A 23468-nucleotide genomic window follows, 5' to 3' on the forward strand; every position below is an offset into this window, starting at 1 on the left:
GGCCGTGCCCTAAGGTGCGCATCCGCCCGCAGCGATCCCGGACGGCGACCCGAGAATATTACGTCGCATTTTATGTCTTTTGTGCAGGAACAAAAATCATTTTGAATACAGCTAATGAAAAAGAACAGGGATCACAGGTGGGTGTGCTCCCTGTTCTTTATTATTAACCATTAGTATGGATCAGCATCGTGTCCTTTTTCTACGGCTTGTTCTGGTGCTTTCTCACTGTCCTTATTTCCGAGCGGATTTTTACTCGATCCATCTTTCACCGCATTAGCCAAGCCCTCTCTTAAACGACGTCCATATTCCTCGTCCGCTTCTTCAGCAAGTGCGACCATTTTATCCTGCAATCGCTTATCACATTGGGAAAGGTCACCTACAAGGTTTGAGATTAATTCATCCTTTTCCCAATCCTCAAATTCACGATAGGTTTCACCAGCTTGTTTCGTATTGCTTTGACGATCAATTGATTCGCGAACAAGATTGCCCTCGACTTTTGGAGTGTATTCCTTCCCAGTCTGTTTCGCTTCTTTTAATCCCCCAAGAATGGATGGTTCATAATTGACGTGAGGATTTTTTGCAGATGAATTTTCTGCCTCATATCGCATATTCCCGCCAGCTTGGTTGGTGGCCACCCGTTTCTTCGCAGCATTAACAGGAAGCTGAAGATAATTAGCTCCTACACGGTAACGCTGTGTATCTGAATAGGAGAACGTTCTACCCTGCAGCATTTTGTCATCGGAGAAATCAAGTCCATCAACCAATACTCCTGTACCAAATGCCGCTTGTTCGACCTCCGTAAAATAGTTCTCAGGGTTTTTGTTTAGAACCATTTTTCCTACTCGTAGCCATGGAAACTGATCTTTGGGCCATATTTTTGTATCATCAAGCGGATCAAAATCGAGCTCGGGATGATCATCATCACTCATAATTTGTACAAATAATTCCCACTCTGGATATTCTCCGCGTTCAATTGCATCATATAAATCCTGTGTTGCGTGGTTAAAGTTTGTTGCCTGAATCTCACTCGCTTCTTTTACAGTCAAATTCTTGATTCCTTGTTTCGGTTCCCAGTGGTATTTCACAAGGACCGCTTCACCTTCCTGGTTTACCCATTTGTATGTATTCACACCAGATCCTTGCATCATTCGGTAGTTTGCAGGGATTCCCCATGGTGAATAAACAAATGTAACCATATGAAAGCTTTCCGGCGAATTTGCGCAAAAATCAAAGAATCGTTCACTGTCCTGAATATTTGTTACGGGATCAGGTCTAAATGCATGAATCATATCAGGAAATTTCATAGCATCACGAATGAAGAAGATTTTTAAATTGTTTCCTACTAAATCCCAGTTTCCATCTTCTGTGTAAAACTTAATCGCAAATCCACGTGGGTCGCGAACCGTTTCAGGAGAATGCAGGCCATGCACAACTGTTGAAAATCGGACAAACACTGGAGTCTGTTTCCCTTTTTCCTGAAAAACCTTTGCCCTTGTATATTTCGAAACAGGCTCATCTCCTGCAGTTCCATATGTTTCAAAATAACCATGCGCACCAGCACCACGTGCATGCACGATGCGTTCAGGAACCTTCTCCCTATCAAAGTGACTGATTTTTTCAATAAAATCATAGTTCTCTAGTGTAGCAGGTCCCCGATTTCCTACTGTTCGAATGCTTTGATTGTTCGTAACGGGGTGGCCTTGCCGGGTTGTTAAAGTGTCCTCATTCTCGATATTTGTTTGGTGATCTTTGTTCATTGATTATCATCCTTTTTATTTTAATTAATCTTTTATTTACGTTGCCCAGTAAGATAAAATTAATTCCTGTCGTTGAATGAAAACCAGTAAAATTAAGTAAATTTTAGTACCAGGTAATAATACTTTGTGCTAAAATAATATAGAAACCTAAAAATATATTGGAAGAAGGAATCATTCATGTATTATTTTGCAGCGTATGTTCTAAAAATTTTCCTCAGTATATTTGGCAGACTAAAAGTTTATCAAAAAGATAACCTTCCGCAATCAGGCGGATATGTAATTGCCTGTACACATACAGGATGGGTTGATATATTATGGCTTGGAATTTCGGTATTACCAATTAAAATCCATTACATGGCCAAAAAGGAATTGTTTCAAAGGGGTTCACTTAAATGGCTGATGCAGCAGTTGAATGCATTTCCAGTTGATCGCGAAAACCCTGGGCCAAGTTCGATAAAAATTCCTCGCAAATTGCTATCGGAAGAGAAGGTAGTTGGTATATTTCCCAGTGGAACAAGAACAAGTGAAGAGGTCCCGTTAAAAAGGGGAGCAGTAACCATTGCGGGGTATTCAAAAGCTCCTATTGTTCCTGTTGCATATGTCGGACCGAATAACTTCAAAGACCTCCTTAAACGCAAGAAGGCAAAAATAATTTATGGAGAGCCAATTCATTTACCAGAAAACATTTCCAAAAAAGAAGGTATGGAAATCATGATGGATGAGTTGAACAAAGAATTAAATCATTTACAGCAAATGCTTCGTGAAGATAGTTGATGGCTTTGTTAAAGCGGGGACTTGATTTCCTGCTTTATTTTTTTGACAAAAAGATATTTTAGAAGTATAATTAATTACATAAAGTAACCTTGTATCGAATAGTAATAGATAATGACAAAAATAAAAAAGGAAGATATAAATGGAAAAGAAATTTTTTGAAAAACCGGCCATATTTGTTGGGGAACTTAGTATTAATGTAATCAATCTGCATAAATCACTTGCTTTTTATCAAGCTGCTATTGGATTTCAGGTACTAGAGCAGACTGATCGTAAAGCGGTATTAACAGCAGATGGCAAAACGCCGCTTCTAACATTGGAACAGCCTGGCAATGTAGTCCCTAAAGAAGAAAGGACTTCTGGTTTATATCATTTTGCAATTCTATTGCCAACACGTGCAGATCTTTCAGCGTTTTTAAAACACATAATCAATTCAAAAGTCCGGTTGGGAGCATCCGATCATACTGTCAGTGAAGCTCTTTATCTGTCTGATCCAGACGGAAACGGGATTGAGGTTTACCATGATCGTCCTTCATCAGAATGGACCTGGTCAGAGGGTGGTGAAGTTGCGATGGCTACAGACCCATTAGATGGAGATGGACTCCTTGCAGAAAGTAATCATGAATGGGATGGACTGCCAAAGGATACCGTGATGGGACACATACATTTACACGTTCAGGACTTGGAGAAAACGAATGACTTTTACACAAATGGTCTTGGATTTACTGTAGTTACGAAATACCCTGGTGCATTATTTACTTCGACGGGTGGCTATCATCATCACATAGGGTTAAATGTATGGAACGGTATAGGTGCCAGAACACCTGCCAAGAACAGCGTAGGGCTTAACTGGTATTCGCTTGTTTTTCCAAATGAAGCAACTAGAAAACAGGTGATTGCCCGGTTGGAACAAATGGGTGTCAGTGTTGTAAAAGGACAGGATTATTACAGTACGGAAGACCCTTCTGGAAACGGAATACAACTAAGGGTTAATTAAAATAGGCAGGGGTTGTCAAAACTAGATTTTGATAACCTCTTTATTTTTGTTTAGAATGATCATCAATACATGCAAAAGAAGGAGTCATAAAAATGAGAAACGAGCTATTGGAAATGTTAGCGTCACGTAAAGATGAAATGATCGAAATTCGTCGCTTTTTACATGAAAACCCTGAATTGTCTTTTAAGGAAGAAAATACGGCTCAGTACATCGCTGATTTTTATGAGGGAAAAGATGTTGAAATGGAGCGAAATGTAGGGAATGGCTATGGTATTATTGTCACCATTAAGGGTGGTAAACCCGGAAAAACAATTGGACTCAGAGCAGACTTTGATGCACTGCCGATTACGGAAGAAGCTGATGTTCCATTTAAGTCGAAAAATGATGGCGTCATGCATGCATGTGGCCACGACGCACATACAGCCTATATGCTCATCCTTGCTGATTGTTTAATTCGATTTAAGGATTCAATTAAAGGTACAATAAAGATAATTCATCAGCATGCTGAAGAAATGCCTCCGGGTGGGGCAAAAAGTATTGTTGAATCGGGGATATTAAACGACCTGGATGCTATTTTCGGTACACATGTATTACCGCTTGCTCCTGCTGGCGTTGTTGGATACCATAGCGGTTATTCGTTTAACGGGAGGACTCATTTTAAATTAGTAATTCAAGGGATTGGTGGTCACGGTTCTTCCCCGCATATGGCTAATGATTCCATTGTAGCTGGTTCCTATTTTGTTACTGCGGTTCAAACAATTGTCAGCAGAAGGTTAAATCCCTTTGAGTCAGGAGTTGTCACGATAGGTTCATTTGATGGTAAAGGCACGTTCAATGTTATTCGAGATAGTGTGGAGCTTGAGGGCGATATTCGTTATATGAGTGATGAAACCAGTCAAACGATTGAAAAAGAATTTAAGCGAATTGTAAGAGGAATAGAAGAAGAATTTGGTGTGAAGTGTGAGCTTGATTATGCTGCTGACTACCCGCCGTTATACAATGATCCGGAAATAACAGGAATGGTTGCTGAAAGTCTGCAAAGTATGAACGATAAAGATATTAAAGAAGTGCGAGAGTTTCCAAAGCTTTCACCTTCGGAAGACTTTGCTTACTATTTAGAGAAGATTCCTGGCTGCTTCTTTTATATTGGCTGTACGCCAAAAGGGGTGGAGGAGCCATATTTTAATCATCATCCTAAATTTGATATTAATGAAGATGCGCTCCTTGTTGCGGCAAAATCAGTTGCGCAGGTTGTTTGCAGTTACAATGAAATAGATTAATTTAGTGAGCAATAGTGTCATTCCATATATAAAGGGATGGCACTATTGCTTTATATCATAGGAATATTTTTTATAAAAAACTTTACATATACACTTGAACCTTACGTAACTTAATGAATTAAAATAGTGAGGAGTGGACTATAATCAGTCCACTCTTTTTGTCTTTTATCGACAAAAAAACTCATTGACCGGGGTGGTCTACGATGTTATCCTTGAATCGACCGAATTGGTCTACTCGCTGGAAACATGAATAAAAATAATTAAATGGGGTGATGGGCATTACACAAACTTTTAAAAACCTCGATGAAAATAAACAACAGCGCATTTTAAATGCTGCACTAAAAGAATTTGCAGAGAATGGATATGAAAGGGCGTCAACGAATCAAATTGTAAAAAGCGCTGGAATCGGAAAGGGAATGTTATTTTATTATTTCACTAATAAAAAAGAGCTTTACCATTATTTAATTGATTACGCACTTGATATCGTAATGTATAAGTATTTAAATATGATTGATATAGATGACCCCGATATGATTGAACGTATGAAAAAAGCAGGGCAAATAAAAATGAAATGCTTTGCAGAAAATGCTGAAGTTTTTTATTTTGCGGGTACTTTTCTTTTAGAGGATGAGCTGGATTTGCCGTTACCGTTAAAAAGGAAATTTGAAGAGCTTTATGCACGAGGACACTCCATTATCTATGAGAATATCGATAAAACAATGTTCCGTGATGATGCTGATGTAGATAAAATATTTCAGATTATCCGATGGTCCATGGAAGGCTATGAGAATGACTTAAAAAAACGACTTCATGGCCAAAATTTAACAACCATTAATTATGATCCAATCTGGGAAGAGTTCTATGAGTATATGGATATTTTGAAATTGAGCTTTTACAGAAAATAGGGGGTTCTAGAAAATGACTGTATTAAAGGTCGATAACTTAACGAAAAGGTTTGGAAAGTTTACGGCACTTGACGGCGTTAATCTTGAGGTTAAAGAAGGAGAGGTTTTTGGATTTATCGGTCCAAATGGTGCTGGTAAGTCAACTACAATCCGTGTACTGCTGGGGATTATAAAGGCAACGGGAGGTCAGGTAAGAATTTTCAGCAAGGATGCTTGGGCAGAGGCTGTTGAAATTCATAAACGTATTGCATATGTTCCGGGTGATGTTAATTTGTGGCCGAATTTAACTGGTGGGGAGGTTATTGACCTCTTTGTAAAGCTGCGCGGGGGAAATAATCAAAGCAGACGAGAAGAATTGATCAGGAAATTTGATCTGGATCCAACTAGAAAATGCCGTACCTATTCAAAAGGAAATAGACAGAAGGTTGCGTTAGTTTCGGCATTCTCATCTGATGCCGACTTATATATTTTGGATGAGCCAACCTCAGGGCTTGATCCGTTAATGGAACAGGTCTTCCAGGAATGTGTGAAGGATGCGAAGAAAGCAGGGAAAAGTGTCTTGCTTTCCAGTCATATTTTATCTGAGGTTGAAAAATTATGTGACAGGGTGGGTATTATTCGTCAAGGCAAAATCATTGAAACTGGCTCGTTGAGTGAACTGCGTCATTTAACACGAACAAATCTGCTTGTTGAAACGAAGCAGCCACTTACTTCTTTAAATGAATTAAAAGGTGTACATGATATTGAAGAACGGGATAAGGACCTTTCCTTCCAGGTGGATACGGAAGAATTAGATTCAGTTATAAAACATTTGACTCAATTTGGCATTGTGAAATTGGAAAGTACACCACCGACATTGGAGGATTTATTTATGCGTCATTATGAAAGTAAAGGAGCAGGAGGTGTATCCTGATGGCTGGATCAATTTATAAAAATACCGGGTCTTTGTCTAAAATGATAATAAGACGGGATCGTATTCGTATTCCTTTATGGTTAGTAGGAATTGCCTTCTTTACGCTGATTATTCCAATTGCATTTGATGGTATGTATTCGTCCCAACAAGAAAGGGATACCATGGCGGAAACAATGCAAAACCCCGCAATGACAGCAATGGTAGGACCTGGTGATCTTAATAATTACACTACTGGTGCCATGACGACTCATCAAATGCTGCTTTTTACAGCGATTGTTGTTGGGCTGATGAGTATTCTTCTTGTCAACCGGCATACAAGAGCAGATGAGGAAGATGGACGTATTGAGATGATCCGTTCACTGCCGGTAGGACGACTATCTAATGTGAATGCTGCTATTTTAGTTTTAGCTGCAACGAATGTGGTATTGGCATTTACCACTGGTTTTGGATTGTATGCATTAGGTATAGAAAGTATGGGGCTTGAGGGTTCCTTGCTTTATGGTGCTGTCTTAGGGGTAACCGGGATATTTTTTACGGGTGTAACAGCTGTATTTGCACAGCTTTCAGAAAGTTCCCGCGGGGTGGTTGGTTATTCGATTGCGGTTCTTTTAATCGCATATCTTGTTCGAGCTGTAGGTGATGTTAGCAATGAAGCGTTATCGTGGCTTTCGCCTCTGGGATGGGTTACACAAACAGAGGCATATTCTGCTAATAACTGGTGGCCAGTTTTATTGATGATTGGCGTATCTATTATTCTATTTATACTAGCAGGCTATTTAAATGCAATTCGGGATTTAGAAGCAGGCTTTTTTCCGTCAAGACCTGGAAGAAAAAACGCAACTGCCTTTTTGCAAAGCCCAATCGGTCTAGCCGTAAGATTGCAGCGAACTGGAACAATCGCTTGGGCAATTGGCATGCTTGTGATGGGTCTTTCTTACGGATCTGTTTTAGGTGACTTGGAAACTTTCTTTGAAGGTAATGAGATGCTGGAGCAAATGCTTGTGGCTAAGGAAGGGTATACATTAACGGAACAATTTATTCCGATGTTAATGATTATAATGGGGATACTTTCAACTGTTCCTCCTGTAATGGCAATGGTTAAATTAAATAGCGAGGAGAAAAAGAATCGCATTGAACATTTGCTAAGCAGGGCGGTTTCTCGTACTAGACTTATAGGCAGCTATTTTATTGCTGCCGCTGTAAATGGGTTTATCATGATTTCACTCGCTGCGATTGGTCTTTGGTCAGCAGGAACAGCCGTTATGGAAGATAGTTTTTCATTTGACACGATTTATGGAGCGGCACTAGTGTACTATCCTGCGATTCTTGTTATGATTGGTGCTGCTGTTTTGTTAATCGGCATTCTTCCCAAATTGACTAGTCTAATCTGGTTATATGTATTTTATTCTTTTATTGTTCTTTATTTGGGAGGGTTGTTCCAATTTCCAGAATGGGCTGGAAAGCTTTCTCCGTTCGGTTATATTCCGCAGCTGCCGGTTGAGGATATGAAGTGGATGCCAATAATTGCTCTAACGATAATGGCGTTAGTTTTGGTGGTTTTCGGTTTTATTGGATATAAAAAGCGGGATATTGAAGGATGAGTCTGCTTATTCATTCTTACTTAGAATTTGTATTAGTTCGGATATTTCTTTTTGGTGATCAAGGAAAGATGATTGAACAAGGATAATTTTCGTAACTTTTATCGAAAAAGGGTTTCTTTGCTGGCCTTTATAATAGTCAGTTCTATAAATACATTGCGGGTTAACGGATTTGCGCGATGTGTATCATATATAATCTAAAGAAAAAGGAGCTGCAACTTTATAGTTTGCAGCTCCTTAATTCTATCCTGGGTTAACGGTCAGTAAAATCCTCGATAAATGGAGTTTTATTTTATATTAGCTTATTGAACTGAATTCGTTTATTTAAAGCATACATAATTGGTATACCAACTGCCAGGACAACAAACTCGCCAGCAGCGGTTGTTAACCATGTTACGAGGAATGGCAGTTCTAAAGCTAAATTAAGTTCAAATGAAATAATAAACATATTGAACGTAAATACTAGTGTGTTAGCTATCAATAAAAACCATTCATTTTTGATATATTTAGATAATAATATAACGATTCCCAAAGAAATTGCAGAATGGGCAACCCCGAAAGTAAGGTCGTATATTCCCAATGGTGAAAAGAATAAATTAGCTAAAAATACACCTAGTACAATTCCGAAAAAGTACTTTTTGTTAAATACAATTAAGTGATTAAACATTTCCGGAATGCGAAACTGAATACTCGAAAATGCAATTGGCTGGATTAACCCAGATACTGCAATATACAATGCAGCAATTAAGGCATTTACGACTAATGTTCTGATATTCATAATAAATCGCTCCCTAGTTTTTTTTCGTGGGATGGTTTCGAACCACGTATTTCAGAAAAGCCAAATCTAAGTATAGTATAATTCTAGCGAAAAGGGAAGAATTCTTGCATTTTAATGTCGTAGTTTCCGTAAAATGCGACGTAAATACTTGTGGTGATTTTGCATTATTTTGGACGCTCTTTGGTCCCGCAGCCCGTATACACTTCGCTTTCCGTGGGCGGCTGATGAGCCTCCTCACGCTGGGTGTTCGTCGTGTTGCAAGCATTTTCGGTGATGCTGCACTCCTCACAACTCGTAGCTTATGCGGTGGATGTTTTGCTCGTCGCTCCGGGGTCTCACCGATGCCTCATCTCCCACAGGAGTCTCCGTGTATACGGGCTGCTAGTATAAGGGTAAATGATTTTTCTATTTCGTTCTACTCATCATTGCAATGAGATTATAATGCACTACATATGATATTGTCGGTTATTTTATAATATTCTCAAGCTAGTTTTAATTTAACGGAATATGAATTATTCCTTACGTCGCAGTTTACGTCAAATACGTATTAAGATCCCACATTTTAAAAAGTAACATTCTAAATTTCCTGTCCTGTATTCGTTCGTTTTTTGAGCCGAACGTAATTTCCCAGCCACCAATTTTAGTTTTGCTATGTCAATTGCTGTTCTGCAAATTCGCGGTACAATGGATGGGATTTTGTTAGGTCCTGGTGAGTTCCGCTGCCGGTTACTTGCCCGTTCTCGATAAAAATTATCTTATCAGCGTCAACAATTGTTGATAATCGATGGGCAATGACAAAGGTGGTTCGTCCTTCCATTAAACGTGTTAATGCTTGTTGGACAATACCTTCTGACTGACTATCTAAGCTTGCCGTTGCCTCATCCATCATAAGAATCTTAGGATCACGCAAGAAAGCACGTGCGATGGCAATTCGCTGTCGCTGACCACCAGATAATTTTACGCCTCGTTCTCCAACTTCTGTGTCCAATCCACTCGGAAATGCTTTGATAAATTGGGAAGCATAGGCCATTTCAGCTACTTCCCACAATCGTTCATCAGAAATTTCCTGATCGTTTAGACCATAGCATAGATTTTCCCGGATTGTACCTGCCATCATCGCACTTTCCTGTGAAACATAGCCAATTTGACTGCGCCACGATTCCATCGATAAATCTTTAATAGGAATCGTACCAATTCGAATTTCTCCCGAATCTGGTTCGTAAAAGCGTTCGAGCAGACCGAACATCGTCGTTTTACCCCCGCCGCTTGGTCCGGCAAAAGCAATCATTTCACCTGGACGGGCTTCAAGTGAAATATTTTTTAGCACTGGTTCATCATCACTATAGGAAAATGAAACATCCTGGACAAAAACAGTTTCATTCGTAATATCTTTATGGATGCCATCCTGCCCCTCTTCCAGTGATACATCCAGTATTTCAATAATCCGCTCCGTTGCACCTTTGGCTTTTTGTAATTGGGTAAAAAACATTGCAAATGATGTAATTGGAAAAACGATTTGAAACAGGTAGAGCAAAAATGCAACAAGTGAACCAGTAGACATGGAGCCTTCTGCGACTCGTATTCCTCCATAACCGATAATAACGACAATAACTACCATGATAATAAGGTAGATCAGTGGACCAATCAGGGCAAAAATACGTGCTTCTTTTAAGCCGAAGTTCAGTAATTTCCCAATTCCGGAAATACCTTTTGATTGTTCGGACTGTTCTGCTGTCGAGGATTTCATCAAGCGGATTTCACTTAATGTTTGCTGGATATCACCTTGGAAACCAGCTGTCTCATCTTGCAAGCCACGTGAGATTTTTGCCATTTGCTTGCCAAGGGGCATCATAATAGCTATTGTTACAGGAACGGAGAGCAGCATCAATAGTGTCATTTTCCAATCCATAATAAGTAAAATGATAATCGCACCGATAATCGAAATAATCCCTGTTATGAATTGTGGAAAATGCTGTGAAATTAAGTCTTTTACGATGCCTGTATCGTTAACAACACGGCTTACTGATTCACCGCTTTTTTTCTTATCAAAATAGCTGACCGGCAGCCGAATTAGCTTTAGCCACATCAGCTCTCTTAATCTGGCAACAATCTTTTGGCCAACTGCAGCAAGCAAATACGTAGATACACCATCTAAAACAGCTTGCAAAATAAACACAACTCCAATCGCAATGATGAGCGTGATACTTAGCGATTCAACGGAGAAGCCATCTACCAATTCCCTTGTTAATAACGGTATAGAAAGACCAACAAGGGTTGTAAAAACACTGCCTATGAGACCTATTGTCAGTGCAATTTTAGGAATGTTGGTTGACATTAGCAGGGATAAAAAAGGTTTTAGGCTTTCGTTTTTTGATTTTTCCATTGTTTGTACTCCTGTCGTCATTTATTAAAAGAGAAGGTAAGGGCGTTTATGCTTGCCTGGATGAGCTATCCTAATAACCACAACCTTAAACGCCGTTTTTCTCCCTTTCCTGTCTTACTTTAAGTTCAGATAAGCACCAGTATGAGAGTCTTTAGCATCAGCGATTTCTTCTGGGGTACCTTCAGCAACGACTCTTCCTCCAGCACTTCCGCCTTCTGGACCAAGATCAATTACCCAATCCGATTCACTAATCAGATCACTGTTATGTTCAACAACGATAACAGTATTTCCTGCATCTACAAGTCTATTTAAAAGTAACAGTAACTGTTTAACATCTGTCGGATGCAGACCTGTTGATGGTTCGTCCAGCAAATAGAGTGTGTGGTTGGTTGTTTGTTTATTTAATTCTTTTGCTAGCTTTAGACGCTGTCCTTCACCACCAGATAATGTTGTAAGTGATTGTCCCCATTTCAGATAACCAAGCCCAATTTCATTTAATAATTGAACAATTGGAAATAATTTTTTATGATCTTTAAAAAGAGGCAAGCTCTCTTCGATTGACATATCCAAAATGTTAGAAATGGAACAACCCTCGTAAGTGATCTGTAATATATTTTCTTTAAAACGTGAGCCATGGCAAACAGGACATTGTACTTCTATATCTGGGGAGAAATACATGGCTATCGAAACAAATCCAAGTCCCTGACAGTTTTCACATCTCCCGCCAGGAGTGTTAAAGGAAAAGTCTTTTGGCTTCAGTTTATTTTCTTTCGCTTCAGGCAGACTGGCAAACAGATTTCGTATTAATGTAAAAGCCTCCGTGTATGTGGCAACATTTGAGCGCTGCATGCGACTTAGCGGTGACTGACTAACTTTAATTACTTTATTAACCGCCAAGAAACCAGAAATGCTATCACAATCCTGATATATACCATCCTCGAAAGAAGCAAGTACATCGAAAATTAACGTAGATTTCCCGGATCCTGAAACACCCGTGACAGAAACAAGACAACCTAATGGGATGGATACCGTTACATTTTTTAAATTATGTTTCGTAGTGTTATGAATGGTCAAAAACTGTCCGGTACCTTTTCGGCGATTCTTAGATGGTAAAGGTCTTTCTCTTAAAAATGCTCCTGTAATGGACTGCTCTTGTGTCATTAGTCTGTCCAATGTTCCTTCTCCTACTACAGTCCCGCCGTGTATACCCGCACCAGGTCCTATGTCAATAATATGATCCGCCTCTTTCATTACATCTAAATCGTGCTCAATGACAAGAACAGTATTTCCTAAGTCTCTGAGCTGCTTCATAATGGTTACTAACCCTTTTGTATCTTTTGGATGAAGGCCCAAAGTTGGCTCATCTAGAATATAGAGGACCCCTGTCAGTCCTGAACCGAGAATGGATGCTAACCTCAGCCGCTGCGCTTCCCCTCCAGAAAGTGTTATTGTCTGTCTGTCGAGTGATAAATATCCTAAACCTACATGGACAATTCGATTTACCTTTGAAATTAAGTCTAGTAAAAACGTTTCTACAACCGCATAATCATCTGAATCAAGTGACTTTTGAAGTTTTAACAACCAAGAATGCATTGCTTCAATAGATAAGGTTGAAACATCTGTGATTGGGGCACCCGCGACTAGTACTTCCCTGCTTTCCTTTTTAAGCCGTTTACCATTACAATCGGGACAAGACTGGGAAAAGAAATAAGCAGCCTCCCCTGAATGACCATCTTTTTCTTTGTATCTTCTCCACATACCAGTAAGAATTCCTTCAAACTTTCCTTTCCCAACAGTTTTAGGTGGCTTTACATTTGGAAAATGGGAAGAAAAGACTTCACTTTCCACGCCATAATACAGTAAGTCCCGTTGTACATCGTCAAAATCCTTCAAAGGCAGATTCTCATCGAACGGTATTCCGTAATGATTGGCAGCTGCCTTTAAAATATTCCTTTGGTAATCACCGTATGTTCCATTCCAAATGCTGATCCTGACACAGCCTTCACGTAAACTCAAATCTTCATCGAAAACAGATTCTAAATGAATGTCCACTACATTGCCAAGACCACCACATGTCGTGCATGCACCCTCCAATGTATTATACGAGAAGTGTGAACGTGTAAGTTTTTCTATAAGGTGATGGCAATTTGGACAGTGAATATATTGTTTAGATGAGTCTTCATGGTCTTCACCTTTTTCAAGGGTAGGAAAAATTGCAGTTTGACAGTTAGGACAAAGGCGTTCACCCAATTTTTCATAGATCAATCGTAAATACGTATACATATCTGTTATGGTTCCAACTGTGGAACGGGGATTCCGGTTTGTCACATGCTGGCCGACACTAATAGAGGGGGACAAGCCAATCATGGAATCAACTTTTGGTTTACTGAATCCATCTGTTGCCATCCCCATCGATTCCATATATTGTCTTTGGCTTTCCCTTTGCAGCGTATCCATTGCCAACGTCGATTTTCCAGATCCGGATGGTCCAGTCAATACGACGAGCTTATGCTTGGGAATCGAAAGTGTAATATTTTTAAGATTATTCTCCCGTGCACCTTTGATAATAATAGTGTCTTTCAAGGTAATTCCTCCTTTTAACGCTTTTATAAATTAATTGTATAACATTAATGCAAGTCTAAAGGTTGATAAAAATTAATGTTGAAACAAAGGGCTTAGAAGCTAATTATCCGTCATTGGACTTTAATCTTTTTTAATAATGTTTTAAACTGCTATTAAGGAGGAATTCCAATGATTAAACCGATTGATATTGCACGAAAATTAAATATTAGTACAAGTGCATTACGGCATTATGAATCATGGGGAATCGTCCCAAAAGCCGAGCGTGCAGCAAATGGATATCGAATATATACGGAAGTGCATGCAGCATATTTTGAATGTATTCGATCAATGAGTACAGGGTTTGGGATGGAAGTAGTCCGGAAGGTTATGCCATTAATCCATGAAAACAAAGTTGCTGATGCACTTTGGATTGTTAATAATGTACAGGTGAATTTATTTAAAGAGAAACAAAAGGCTGAGCAGGCAATGAAGGTACTTAGTCATGAAGAGTTAGAAAAGTTTGACGCCCGAAATGACAAGAAATGGTATACGATAAAAGAAGCGGCAGAAGAAATTGGGGTGACTAACTCGACATTACGGCATTGGGAGAAAGAAAGATTAATTGTACCCAAGCGCGATCAGGGAAATGGATACAGGATGTACAGTCAAAGTGATTTGCGCAAATTGCTGATCATCCGTACATTAAGGACCGCGGTATATTCCCTTGATATTGTTCGAAATGTCCTTAAGGAAGTGGACCATAATAGTATTTCACACGCAATAAAAATAGTCAGGGATTCCTTATTCCATATGGATAATTTGATTAAGGAACAGCTCCGTGGTCAGTATTATTTATATAAACTTTGTGAAATAGCAGGCAGGCAAAAGTAATATGACAAGGAAAATCACTCCCCTATATAAATGCCTGACCATAATTGCAGAAATAAAATTTGCGAAAATTAGAAAACACCCTTCCATAATCGGAAAGGTGCCAATAGTCTAATCTCCCATATCCATTCCTTTAACAGTTACAACGGTTATAAATACAGTCACACAAATAATTGCGGTACAAACTATTAGTGCTGTTGGCAAGCCCATACTTATAATCCTCCTTTATGAATTATTACATTGCTGAGATCAGCGTCAGAAGCCTTTAGAAAGTTGTATGTTAGCTGATCCATCGTCGCTCCATTAAAATCGGCCTTTTTTAGATCGTTTCCACGGAATTGGACATTTGACCTGAAGGTTTCACCGTCAAAAACCAGACCAGTTAAATTACATCTTTTAAAATAAGTCCCAACATAAATACAATTGTTAAAGGTAACTTTGTTTAAATTTGAATTTCTAAATAATGTTTTGGTCAAATTGGCGTTTTCAAATGTGCATTCCGTTAAATCACTGCCTTTAAAGGTACTATTTTTTAAATCAGAATTACTGAAATCGGAGCGTTTTAAATTACTGTAATTAAATTTGCCATCATGGACGGAAACAGATTGGAAGTCTGAATCTGTTAAGCGCTGTTTGGAAAAATTCATTTGAATCGCTTCCTCTAGCTCATTGTACGAAAGGTTCAGTGTATCAATAAGCTCTGATACATCTCCGACAGAATCTATTGTCATTTGGTATGCATCTTGGTCACTATAACCATTTTGTTTATGCTCGCTATATTTCTCTAACAAATTTTGCAATAGTTCTTCCTCAAATTCATTTGCACTCTTTATATCCTGATAAGGTGCAAAAATAGTGTGGACATACGCCTTTAGTTGTTCGTTCTTGTTCACCTTTCCTTCCTTAGAGCAGTTTTTCCAGAATAAATTTTGCCTGCTCCCAGTTTCTTTTATTTTGCTTATACGTTTTTTCGCCGATTGGGGTAATTTTGTAATATTTTCTTCGCCCGCCTTGATTGGCATCACCCCAATAGGAAGTGATATTTCCTTCCTTTTCCAGACGTTTAAGGCTTGAGTACATTGTTGCTTCTTTTAATTCATAATTTTCACCTGAATTTGCGTAAATTAGCTTTGTAATTTGATAGCCATATTTATCTCCGCTAAGCAAAAGATTTAAAATCATGGTGTCAGTATGCCCGCGAAGAAGGTCGGACGATAGTTTTCCCTGAATCAATTCATCATCTCCTTGCATATAACATAATACTGTGACAGTAAAGGTAATATGATGAATGATGTATAAAATCAGTCTGGAGTCGTAGGAGTTCTACTTTGAGGGTGGGGCTTTTTTGTACGTGAATTTCGGTCAGGAAGCCGACGACTGGGAGTTTATTTCGATATATCATAACAATTGTAAGGAAGTTAAGAATGGGAGGAATTTTCGATGGGATTTAATGAAGAATTGATTAGAAGCATTTCGGAAGCACGTATTGAAAGGATTAAAAAGATGACATACGGAAGGAAAAAGATCAATAGAGCGAACAAATTCAATTTGTTCAGAAAGAAAAGAACATCCTAACAAGAAAGATCATGTTAGGATGTTCAGAGATAGGATTAATTATTTGTATCTTTTTTTGGACCAGTTTTACCTGAAACAAACCACCCGATAATGGCGATTGCAAGAAGGACTCCCCAGAAGGTAAGTGTCCATCCGGTACTATGCGGAAAGTCTTTTGGTAAGATTTCTACATGACTTAGTGTAATAACAGCGAGTTTGACCCCAACCCATGCAACGATCAAATAAGCGGTTGTTTCAAGACCTGGCCTGTCATCAAGAAGTTTAACAAACCAGTTAGCAGCGAATTTAATTAAAATTAAACCAGCAATTCCTGCGATCACGACGATTAGGAATTGTCCGCCATCCATTCCGCCAAATTGCGGCAGATCGGTTGGTGGCAGCACGATAGCAAGTGCCACAGCTGCAAGAATTGAATCGATCGCGAAGGCAAGGTCCGCTAAACCGATTTTGGCTACTGTTGGCCAGAAGCCTTTACCAGCGGATTCCTCCTCCACATCATCCTTTTCATCCTTATCTGAACCGAAGACATTTCCGATTACATGCTTTAAGCCTAAATAAATCAAATATGCTGCACCGATTGCCTGTACCTGCCATACATTTGCTATAAAGGATATCGCAAAAAGGGCAGCAAATCTAAAAACAAATGCCCCAATAATACCGTAATTGATTGCTTTCTTTTTTTGGTCATCTGGCAGGTGTTTTGCTATAACTGCCAGAACGAGTGCGTTGTCAGCAGACAAAATACCCTCTAGTCCAATTAGTATTAATAATGTCCATCCATATTCTAGCCAAATTGATTCCACGTAGAATACTCCCTTCCAAAATAAAAAATAGAGGCTTTTACCAATCAATGTGGTAAAGGCCTCTAAATTATAATAAGACCTTTACCATCATTGGCAAAGGTCTTGCTAACAACACCGTAAGTTGCCAGTAAAGCCGAGAGTCAAACGAACACTCTGTAATGACGACTATACTGTTAAAGCTACTCCCCTTTGAAATTCTATTATTATTTAATCATTTTATTAATCATATGTCAATATTAAGCAATGGTGAGTACCTTTCCCTGTATTATTTTTTGTTTGATAGTGTGATTTATTCATTCTGCAGGAACTAGACGTATTTTAATTTCCTGAAAATGACTGTTCTGATAGCTTTTTAATAGCCCATATCTTGTAATAATATCTTTTGTTAAAATCTTTTGTTTCAGCCTAATCGTAATTGGTGCTTTAAAAGGGAACTTGCTCATTTCTATTGTCCCAGCATCTTTCCAATGCAATTTTAAATTGTAGTCATCGTAAATAGGCAGAGTAGATGGAATTGGTACACCATCTTTAAAGAAATGATGCGTGGTTTCCGTTGACGATTCCGGTTCATTTAAACAAATATATAATGATACATTATCGCATAATTTTAGCAGCCCATAATGAAATTCAAATAAGCTTTGATCAAAATTCGTTAATGTATGGATTATTTTTTTCTGACGGTCTTTTTCCTGCTGTACAAACTTTTGTCCTTCCGGTGAGTTGTCATGTAATAGAAACTGCATGTAATGGTTGCTGGATAAAAGCGCAGCATAGGTATCAGCATATTCCACTTCATCGATTCCGTTTTTATAAAATACAAGCTTTGGTAAAGTTGGAAAATCGACAAATGAGTAAGGGGCTTGCTGGTAATCGTTCCAAAAGGGTTCTTTGTCAAATGGAACCCATCCACAATCATGCTTATAAATGGCATATTCTACAGATTTCCTAAATTCATGTCCTTCGAAAAGTGAATCCTTCCAATTTGTTATCAGCTGACCGGAAATAGCTGCATGGTTATCCTGTTCTATCATGACAAATCCATTTTGACGTTCTCTGATAATCATACTAAGTCATCCTTTTTTATTGAACTTAACTAAAGTATACGAGAAAAAAAAAGGAAGACAAATTATTTAACCGCCAATCTTTTTTGGAATGGCGGTTAGGATTATTTAGGGAGTCTGGATTAACTATTATCTGCACGTGGTGCGCTGTCGAAATCTATTTCCTTGTGTGTACCATCACAAAAAGGTTTGTTGGAGGAATGCCCGCAGCGACACAGGGAAACCACCTTTTTCGTTTTAAAAGTGTTTCCTTCTGCATCCACTACCTCGTATGACCCAGTCACAACATAAGGACCATTGTCACTCACTTTGATAGTTGAGTCAGCCATCATATCACCTCCTGTACATATTTTGTACCAACTTATCCATAATAAACAAAAACGTGTCTTGCGCTTTATTCAGGCAACAAATCGAGAAATAACGGGCACTAAAGGAGGCGAAGTGGTGAAAGCTTCGGATTTGTTTGTACAGTGTTTAGAGAATGAAGGTGTTAAGTATATTTTTGGTATTCCAGGGGAGGAGAATACGGATCTGATTGATTCATTAATTGGCTCTGATATTGAATTTGTCGTTGTACACCATGAGCAGGCTGCCGCATTTATGGCGGATGTCTATGGAAGATTAACTGGAAAACCAGGTGTTTGTTTGGCAACTCTCGGTCCGGGTGCGACTAACCTTATGACTGGAATAGGTGATGCTTATTTGGATTACTCACCCGTTGTCGCTATTACAGGTCAAGCTGGTCTTGAACGTATTCATAAAGAGTCCCACCAATATGTTGACATTGTAGGAATGTTCGAGGAAATAACGAAATGGAGCCAGCAAATTAGGGTTGCTCACACTATTCCGGAAATTATTCGTAAAGCGTTTAAAAAGTCAGTTCTTGATAAACCAGGTGCTGTTCACATTGAATTACCGGAAGATATTGCGATGATGGATACAGATGGTGAACCACTTCCTGTTACACCGTTGCCTATATCTAGTCCAGCTGAAGCTGAGGTTAAAAAGGCTGCTCAATTGATCAATCGTGCTAAGCGACCGATTCTGCTTGCGGGTAATGGTGTAATTCGTGATGGTGCATCAGATGCATTACGGCAATTTGCTGAGGCAAAAAACATTCCTGTTGTAAACACATTTATGGCAAAAGGTGTTTTACCGTCTGACCATCCACTGACATTGTATACAGTCGGAATGCAAGCAAAGGATTATGTATTGTGCGGTTTTGACCAGGCGGATGTCATCATTACGGTTGGATATGATTTTGTCGAGTATTTGCCAAAATATTGGAATGATGAAGCGATGAATCCAATTGTTCACATTGATACGCAGCCAGCTGAAATTGATGTCTATTACCCCCTTGAAGCAGAGGTGGTAGGGGATGTAAAAGAAGCATTAAAGGCCTTAGATTCTTACGTTGACAAAAAGGTGCTTTGGCCAGAGGTAAAGCAGTTAAAATCCCAGCTTGTAGAAAAGCTGCATACGTCAGACGAAGTGTCAGGAAGTCCTGTGAAACCACAGCGGATTATTGCAGATATAAAAAAGGCAGAGAAAGGTGAAGCTATTGTTATCTCAGATGTAGGTGCACATAAAATGTGGGTTGCCCGTATGTACCAGCCGGAAAAGCCAAATCATACGCTTATTTCCAACGGCTGGGCATCGATGGGCATCGCTGTTCCAGGTGCAATTGCAGCTAAACTTGCCAATCCCCGGAAGCCAGTTATAGCGGTTACTGGCGATGGAGGGTTTCTTATGAATGGGGTTGAATTAGCAACTGCAAAACGCCTTGGGGTAGCCATAGTAATAGTCATTTTCCACGATGCTAAATATGGATTGATAGAGTGGAAGCAATTGAACAAATATGATCGGTCAAATGCTATTGAATTTACTGATCCAGATTTCTTGGAGTTTGCCAAAAGCTTTGGAGCTAAAGGAATTAAGGTAAAGCATTCAGATGAATTATTACCCGCTTTGGAGGAAGCGCTTGCTAGTGATGATATTGTTTTAGTCGATGTTGACGTCGATTATTCGGAAAATGTAGAGCTGTCGAAAACACTTGGCGATTATATATGCAAATTGTAGTGTAAGGAGGAAAATCAGATGAAGAAAAAGTGGCAATTATGGATTGGCGGAAAATGGCGTGAAGCAAAATCATATGAACCGTTAAATAACCCCCATACGGAAGAAGAATTGACGCAAATCGGGCAGGCTGAGCCAGCAGATGCAATAGAGGCAATTGTCGAAGCGCATGCTGCTTTTCAAAAGTTCAGGGATTATCCAGCCCACGCCCGTGCCAAAATACTAGCAAAAGCAGCAACAATTATGGAAGAGCGCAGTGAAGAATGTGCAAAAATTATTGCACTTGAAGGAGCGAAGTCAATTCGCAATGCGCGGGAGGAAATTAGCCGAACCGTACAGACATACCGTTTCTCAGCAGAAGCGGCAAAAAGTAATTATGGTGAACGAATTCCGATGGATGCCGCTGAAGGAGGGGAAAACCGTTTTGGATTTACAAAACGAACTCCACTTGGCGTGGTTACGGCAATAACTCCTTTTAATTTTCCATTTAATCTAGTTGCACATAAAGTTGGTCCTGCAATTGCAGCGGGAAATTCAATTGTACTAAAACCTGCTGAACAAACTCCATTGAGTTCACTATTTCTTGCAGAGGTTTTTAAAGAAGCGGGACTTCCCGATGGAGTACTAAACATAATTCCTGGTAAAGGGGATGTTCTGAGCGAAGCATTAACAACTCACCCACATGTCAAAAAAGTGACATTTACGGGGAGTGTTGAGGTAGGGCATCTTATCCAGCAGCAGGCAGGTTTTCGTAAATTAACACTTGAACTTGGATCAAACTCCCCTTTTATTATCGATGAAGGAGTGGACATCGATAAAATTATTGAACGCAGTGTGATGGGGGCTTTTTCCTATAATGGTCAGGTGTGTATTTCGATTCAGCGAATTTACGTCCATCAATCACTATACGAAGCGTTTTTAGAACGGTTTGTCGCCCGTACGAAACAGCTTGTAGCGGGGTCCCCAATGGATGAAAAGACGAATATTACAGCTGTTATTTCCAAAAAGTCATTGGAACGTTTGCAAGAATGGCTGGAAGAGGCGGTGCAGGAGGGTGCTAAACTTGAATGTGGCGGTAAGGTTAAAGGCAATGTAATGAAACCTGCTGTACTTACAAATGTCAACCGTGATTCAAAAGTGTTTCGAAATGAAGTGTTCGGTCCAATTGTCTGCATTTTCCCATTTGATACGTTAGATGAAGCAATTGAGGATGCCAATGACTCCCGGTATGGATTGAACTCAGGGTTTATATCCCCAAGTTTGGAACGTGCATTTTACGCGGCTGAACGGCTTGAAACAGGTGGCGTTATTATCAATGACATACCGACATACCGGATTGATAATATGCCATACGGCGGCTGGAAGGATAGTGGTGTTGGAAGAGAAGGTGTTAAATACGCAATGAATGAAATGATGGAGGAGAAGTTTATTAGTATTAAGACGAGCGATGAATAAGCTGTTGATAAGAGGTATCTCCAAATGCAAGTGGAGATACCTTTTTGTTTGCCGAATAAACGTTTATAAACGCTGATTGCCTGGTGACGTTATCTATTTTCCGGATTCAGAACAGGACAAACACCTAAAGAATAGTATAGATATAGCTTAAAAATGGGAGAGAATAGAAATGCAAATACATGTAGTGGGGCGTGGAGAATCGTTATGGCAAATTGCACGGAATTATGGTGCTGATCTCAATCAAATTATATTAGCGAATGAGCTTCAGAACCCTAATATGCTTGTAGTTGGTCAGTCACTAGTCATTCCAGAATTAAATCGTGAATATGTTGTTCAAGCAGGTGACAATTTATGGGCCATTGCTAACAGGTTTGGTGTATCAGCCGAAGAACTTGCAGCGGTTAATAATATTTCGAATCCGGCACTCATTTTTGTTGGTGATATGCTGGAACTGCCATATTCAAATCACCTTGTTCAAGCAGGTGAGACGTTGTGGACTATTGCACGGAATTATGGGGTAACGGTTAATCGAATTCAACAGGCTAACAATATCACGAATCCTTCCTTTATATATCCGGGTCAAACATTAAGAATTCCAGCAGCGTTAAAGCCAATTACGGAAATTAATGCATATTCAACGCAGATTAATGAGCAGGGAGGTCAAGAAGTGTTAACTGTGGGCAGGCATTTAACCTATCTTTCGCCGTTTATGTACAGCATTACAGCAGATGGAAGTATTACAGAAATGCAAGAGTACCCATTATTAGAAGCGTCCAGAGCCACTAATACCTCACCGCTTCTTGTTATTACAAATTTCCAGGAAGGAGGTTTCAATTCAGATTTAGCAGCAGCTATTTTGCGAAATCCAGATTTGCAGGATACGCTAATTACAAACATATTAGAAGAAATTCGTACAAAAGGCTACACAGGATTAAATATTGACTTTGAATATGTTTACCCAGAAGATCGGGAGAATTACAATAACTTTTTGCGCCGTGTCGTCGGGAGGCTGCATCCTGAGGGATTAAGTGTATCCACAGCCCTGGCACCTAAGGAAACAGGTGAGCAGGAGGGATTGTTGTATGAAGCGCACGATTACGCTGCACAGGGAGAAATTGTTGACTTTATTATATTGATGACCTATGAGTGGGGCTGGGCTGGCGGAAGACCAAGGGCAATAGCGCCAATTAATAAAGTCCGTGATGTCCTGGATTATGCGATTACGGTAATTCCGCGTAATAAAATCGTGATGGGAATTCCATTGTACGGACGTGACTGGGAGATCCCTTGGGTTGAAGGGACACTTGCCAGGACGATCAGTCCACAAGAGGCAGTTGAGCTTGCGGGAAGATATGGTGTGGCTATTCAATATGACAATACCTCACAGGCACCTTTCTTCCGCTATGTTGATGAAGAGGGTCAGGGGCATGAAGTGTGGTTTGAGGATGCACGAAGTATGCAAGCCAAATACGATACCATGAAGGAATACGGTTTAAGAGGTGGCAGCTACTGGGTGTTGGGGAATCCATTTCCGCAAAATTGGCCGGTTCTCCAGGATAACTTTAGAGTTAGAAAGTGGTAAGAGAAAAACTTCCCTTAAACTGAATTAATTTTGTTCTTTATGAAGGAATTTATAATAGGTATATTGAAATATATGATAGTAAGG

Annotated in this window: 19 protein-coding genes, 1 pseudogene and 1 riboswitch; of the genes and pseudogenes, 11 read left to right on the forward strand and 9 right to left on the reverse strand. The window is 39.5% G+C overall.

Features of this window, described 5'->3' with window-relative positions; translation table 11 throughout:
• Positions 1-170: 170 nt before the first annotated feature.
• Positions 171-1774: pseudogene (locus IEV74_RS13525) on the reverse strand (catalase); the annotation flags it as partial.
• A gap of 160 nt (positions 1775-1934) precedes the next feature.
• Between IEV74_RS13525 and IEV74_RS13530 the strand changes: the two are divergent.
• From IEV74_RS13530 to IEV74_RS13555, 6 genes are all read left to right on the forward strand, one after another.
• Positions 1935-2531 carry a lysophospholipid acyltransferase family protein gene (locus IEV74_RS13530; RefSeq protein ID WP_188455911.1) on the forward strand — a complete coding sequence of 199 codons (597 nt, stop codon included), beginning with the start codon at positions 1935-1937 and terminating at the stop codon, positions 2529-2531.
• Positions 2532-2670: 139 nt separating this feature from the next.
• Positions 2671-3525: a VOC family protein gene (locus tag IEV74_RS13535; RefSeq protein WP_188455912.1), complete on the forward strand. Its 855-nt coding sequence runs from the start codon at positions 2671-2673 to the stop codon at positions 3523-3525.
• Positions 3526-3617: 92 nt separating this feature from the next.
• A complete protein-coding gene (locus IEV74_RS13540) occupies positions 3618-4805 on the forward strand; it encodes an amidohydrolase (RefSeq protein ID WP_188455913.1) in 1188 nt (395 codons plus the stop codon).
• A gap of 272 nt (positions 4806-5077) precedes the next feature.
• Positions 5078-5710 carry a TetR/AcrR family transcriptional regulator gene (locus IEV74_RS13545; RefSeq protein ID WP_188455914.1) on the forward strand — a complete coding sequence of 211 codons (633 nt, stop codon included), beginning with the start codon at positions 5078-5080 and terminating at the stop codon, positions 5708-5710.
• A 13-nt stretch (positions 5711-5723) separates the two neighbouring features.
• The gene (locus IEV74_RS13550) at positions 5724-6623 is read left to right on the forward strand and encodes an ABC transporter ATP-binding protein (protein WP_188455915.1); all 900 of its coding nucleotides are present in this window, start codon (positions 5724-5726) and stop codon (positions 6621-6623) included.
• Positions 6623-8224, forward strand: coding sequence for an ABC transporter permease (locus tag IEV74_RS13555; protein WP_188455916.1), 1602 nt, complete (start codon positions 6623-6625; stop codon positions 8222-8224). Before IEV74_RS13550 ends, IEV74_RS13555 begins: the two co-directional genes overlap by 1 nt.
• Before the next feature lie 289 nt (positions 8225-8513).
• Here the strand turns inward: IEV74_RS13555 and IEV74_RS13560 are convergent, their stop codons facing one another.
• The 3 genes from IEV74_RS13560 to uvrA form a co-directional block, all read right to left on the reverse strand.
• On the reverse strand, positions 8514-8999 hold the full coding sequence (locus tag IEV74_RS13560; RefSeq protein ID WP_188455917.1) for a QueT transporter family protein: 486 nt from the start codon (positions 8997-8999) through the stop codon (positions 8514-8516).
• A gap of 7 nt (positions 9000-9006) precedes the next feature.
• A riboswitch (PreQ1 riboswitch) is annotated at positions 9007-9051 on the reverse strand.
• A gap of 597 nt (positions 9052-9648) precedes the next feature.
• Complete coding sequence (locus IEV74_RS13565) at positions 9649-11382, reverse strand: ABC transporter ATP-binding protein (protein WP_188455918.1); 1734 nt, start codon at positions 11380-11382, stop codon at positions 9649-9651.
• Positions 11383-11496: 114 nt separating this feature from the next.
• On the reverse strand, positions 11497-13965 hold the full coding sequence (gene uvrA, locus IEV74_RS13570; protein WP_188455919.1) for an excinuclease ABC subunit UvrA: 2469 nt from the start codon (positions 13963-13965) through the stop codon (positions 11497-11499).
• 168 nt (positions 13966-14133) lie between these two features.
• On the opposite strand from uvrA, the gene IEV74_RS13575 reads away from it, so the two are divergent.
• Positions 14134-14835, forward strand: a complete 702-nt coding sequence (locus IEV74_RS13575) for a MerR family transcriptional regulator (RefSeq protein ID WP_188455920.1) — start codon at positions 14134-14136, stop codon at positions 14833-14835.
• Positions 14836-15044: 209 nt separating this feature from the next.
• On the opposite strand, the gene IEV74_RS13580 is transcribed toward IEV74_RS13575, so the two are convergent.
• On the reverse strand, positions 15045-15725 hold the full coding sequence (locus IEV74_RS13580) for a pentapeptide repeat-containing protein (protein ID WP_229683192.1): 681 nt from the start codon (positions 15723-15725) through the stop codon (positions 15045-15047).
• 10 nt (positions 15726-15735) lie between these two features.
• Entirely contained in the window at positions 15736-16014 is a 279-nt protein-coding gene (locus tag IEV74_RS13585; RefSeq protein WP_373284358.1) for a PadR family transcriptional regulator, read from the reverse strand.
• A 258-nt stretch (positions 16015-16272) separates the two neighbouring features.
• Here IEV74_RS13585 and IEV74_RS19885 point away from each other — a divergent pair, with 258 nt between their 5' ends.
• Positions 16273-16407 (forward strand): hypothetical protein, encoded by a 135-nt coding sequence (locus IEV74_RS19885; protein WP_268233841.1) that lies wholly within the window; start codon positions 16273-16275, stop codon positions 16405-16407.
• Between the two features lie 35 nt (positions 16408-16442).
• Here the strand turns inward: IEV74_RS19885 and IEV74_RS13590 are convergent, their stop codons facing one another.
• From IEV74_RS13590 to IEV74_RS13600, 3 genes are all read right to left on the reverse strand, one after another.
• Entirely contained in the window at positions 16443-17210 is a 768-nt protein-coding gene (locus IEV74_RS13590; RefSeq protein WP_188455923.1) for a TerC family protein, read from the reverse strand.
• Between the two features lie 293 nt (positions 17211-17503).
• Complete coding sequence (locus IEV74_RS13595; RefSeq protein ID WP_188455924.1) at positions 17504-18274, reverse strand: DUF3891 family protein; 771 nt, start codon at positions 18272-18274, stop codon at positions 17504-17506.
• A 119-nt stretch (positions 18275-18393) separates the two neighbouring features.
• Positions 18394-18600: a CDGSH iron-sulfur domain-containing protein gene (locus IEV74_RS13600; protein ID WP_188455925.1), complete on the reverse strand. Its 207-nt coding sequence runs from the start codon at positions 18598-18600 to the stop codon at positions 18394-18396.
• A gap of 115 nt (positions 18601-18715) precedes the next feature.
• Between IEV74_RS13600 and IEV74_RS13605 the strand changes: the two genes are divergently transcribed.
• From IEV74_RS13605 to IEV74_RS13615, 3 genes are all read left to right on the forward strand, one after another.
• A complete protein-coding gene (locus tag IEV74_RS13605) occupies positions 18716-20350 on the forward strand; it encodes an acetolactate synthase large subunit (protein ID WP_188455926.1) in 1635 nt (544 codons plus the stop codon).
• Positions 20351-20368: 18 nt separating this feature from the next.
• Positions 20369-21802: an aldehyde dehydrogenase family protein gene (locus tag IEV74_RS13610; protein ID WP_188455927.1), complete on the forward strand. Its 1434-nt coding sequence runs from the start codon at positions 20369-20371 to the stop codon at positions 21800-21802.
• A gap of 169 nt (positions 21803-21971) precedes the next feature.
• Complete coding sequence (locus tag IEV74_RS13615; protein ID WP_188455928.1) at positions 21972-23384, forward strand: glycoside hydrolase family 18 protein; 1413 nt, start codon at positions 21972-21974, stop codon at positions 23382-23384.
• Positions 23385-23468: the final 84 nt, after the last annotated feature.

The sequence above is a fragment of the Virgibacillus oceani genome, assembly GCF_014638995.1.
Classification (GTDB): domain Bacteria; phylum Bacillota; class Bacilli; order Bacillales; family Amphibacillaceae; genus Virgibacillus_E; species Virgibacillus_E oceani.

Coding starts and splice junctions, on each gene's coding strand:
- IEV74_RS13530 (WP_188455911.1), top strand. CDS start 1,935: ATGTATTATTTTGCAGCGTATGTTCTAAAAATTTTCCTCAGTATATTT.
- IEV74_RS13535 (WP_188455912.1), top strand. CDS start 2,671: ATGGAAAAGAAATTTTTTGAAAAACCGGCCATATTTGTTGGGGAACTT.
- IEV74_RS13540 (WP_188455913.1), top strand. CDS start 3,618: ATGAGAAACGAGCTATTGGAAATGTTAGCGTCACGTAAAGATGAAATG.
- IEV74_RS13545 (WP_188455914.1), top strand. CDS start 5,078: ATGGGCATTACACAAACTTTTAAAAACCTCGATGAAAATAAACAACAG.
- IEV74_RS13550 (WP_188455915.1), top strand. CDS start 5,724: ATGACTGTATTAAAGGTCGATAACTTAACGAAAAGGTTTGGAAAGTTT.
- IEV74_RS13555 (WP_188455916.1), top strand. CDS start 6,623: ATGGCTGGATCAATTTATAAAAATACCGGGTCTTTGTCTAAAATGATA.
- IEV74_RS13560 (WP_188455917.1), bottom strand. CDS start 8,999: ATGAATATCAGAACATTAGTCGTAAATGCCTTAATTGCTGCATTGTAT.
- IEV74_RS13565 (WP_188455918.1), bottom strand. CDS start 11,382: ATGGAAAAATCAAAAAACGAAAGCCTAAAACCTTTTTTATCCCTGCTA.
- IEV74_RS13575 (WP_188455920.1), top strand. CDS start 14,134: ATGATTAAACCGATTGATATTGCACGAAAATTAAATATTAGTACAAGT.
- IEV74_RS13585 (WP_373284358.1), bottom strand. CDS start 16,014: ATGATTTTAAATCTTTTGCTTAGCGGAGATAAATATGGCTATCAAATT.
- IEV74_RS19885 (WP_268233841.1), top strand. CDS start 16,273: ATGGGATTTAATGAAGAATTGATTAGAAGCATTTCGGAAGCACGTATT.
- IEV74_RS13595 (WP_188455924.1), bottom strand. CDS start 18,274: ATGATTATCAGAGAACGTCAAAATGGATTTGTCATGATAGAACAGGAT.
- IEV74_RS13600 (WP_188455925.1), bottom strand. CDS start 18,600: ATGGCTGACTCAACTATCAAAGTGAGTGACAATGGTCCTTATGTTGTG.
- IEV74_RS13610 (WP_188455927.1), top strand. CDS start 20,369: ATGAAGAAAAAGTGGCAATTATGGATTGGCGGAAAATGGCGTGAAGCA.
- IEV74_RS13615 (WP_188455928.1), top strand. CDS start 21,972: ATGCAAATACATGTAGTGGGGCGTGGAGAATCGTTATGGCAAATTGCA.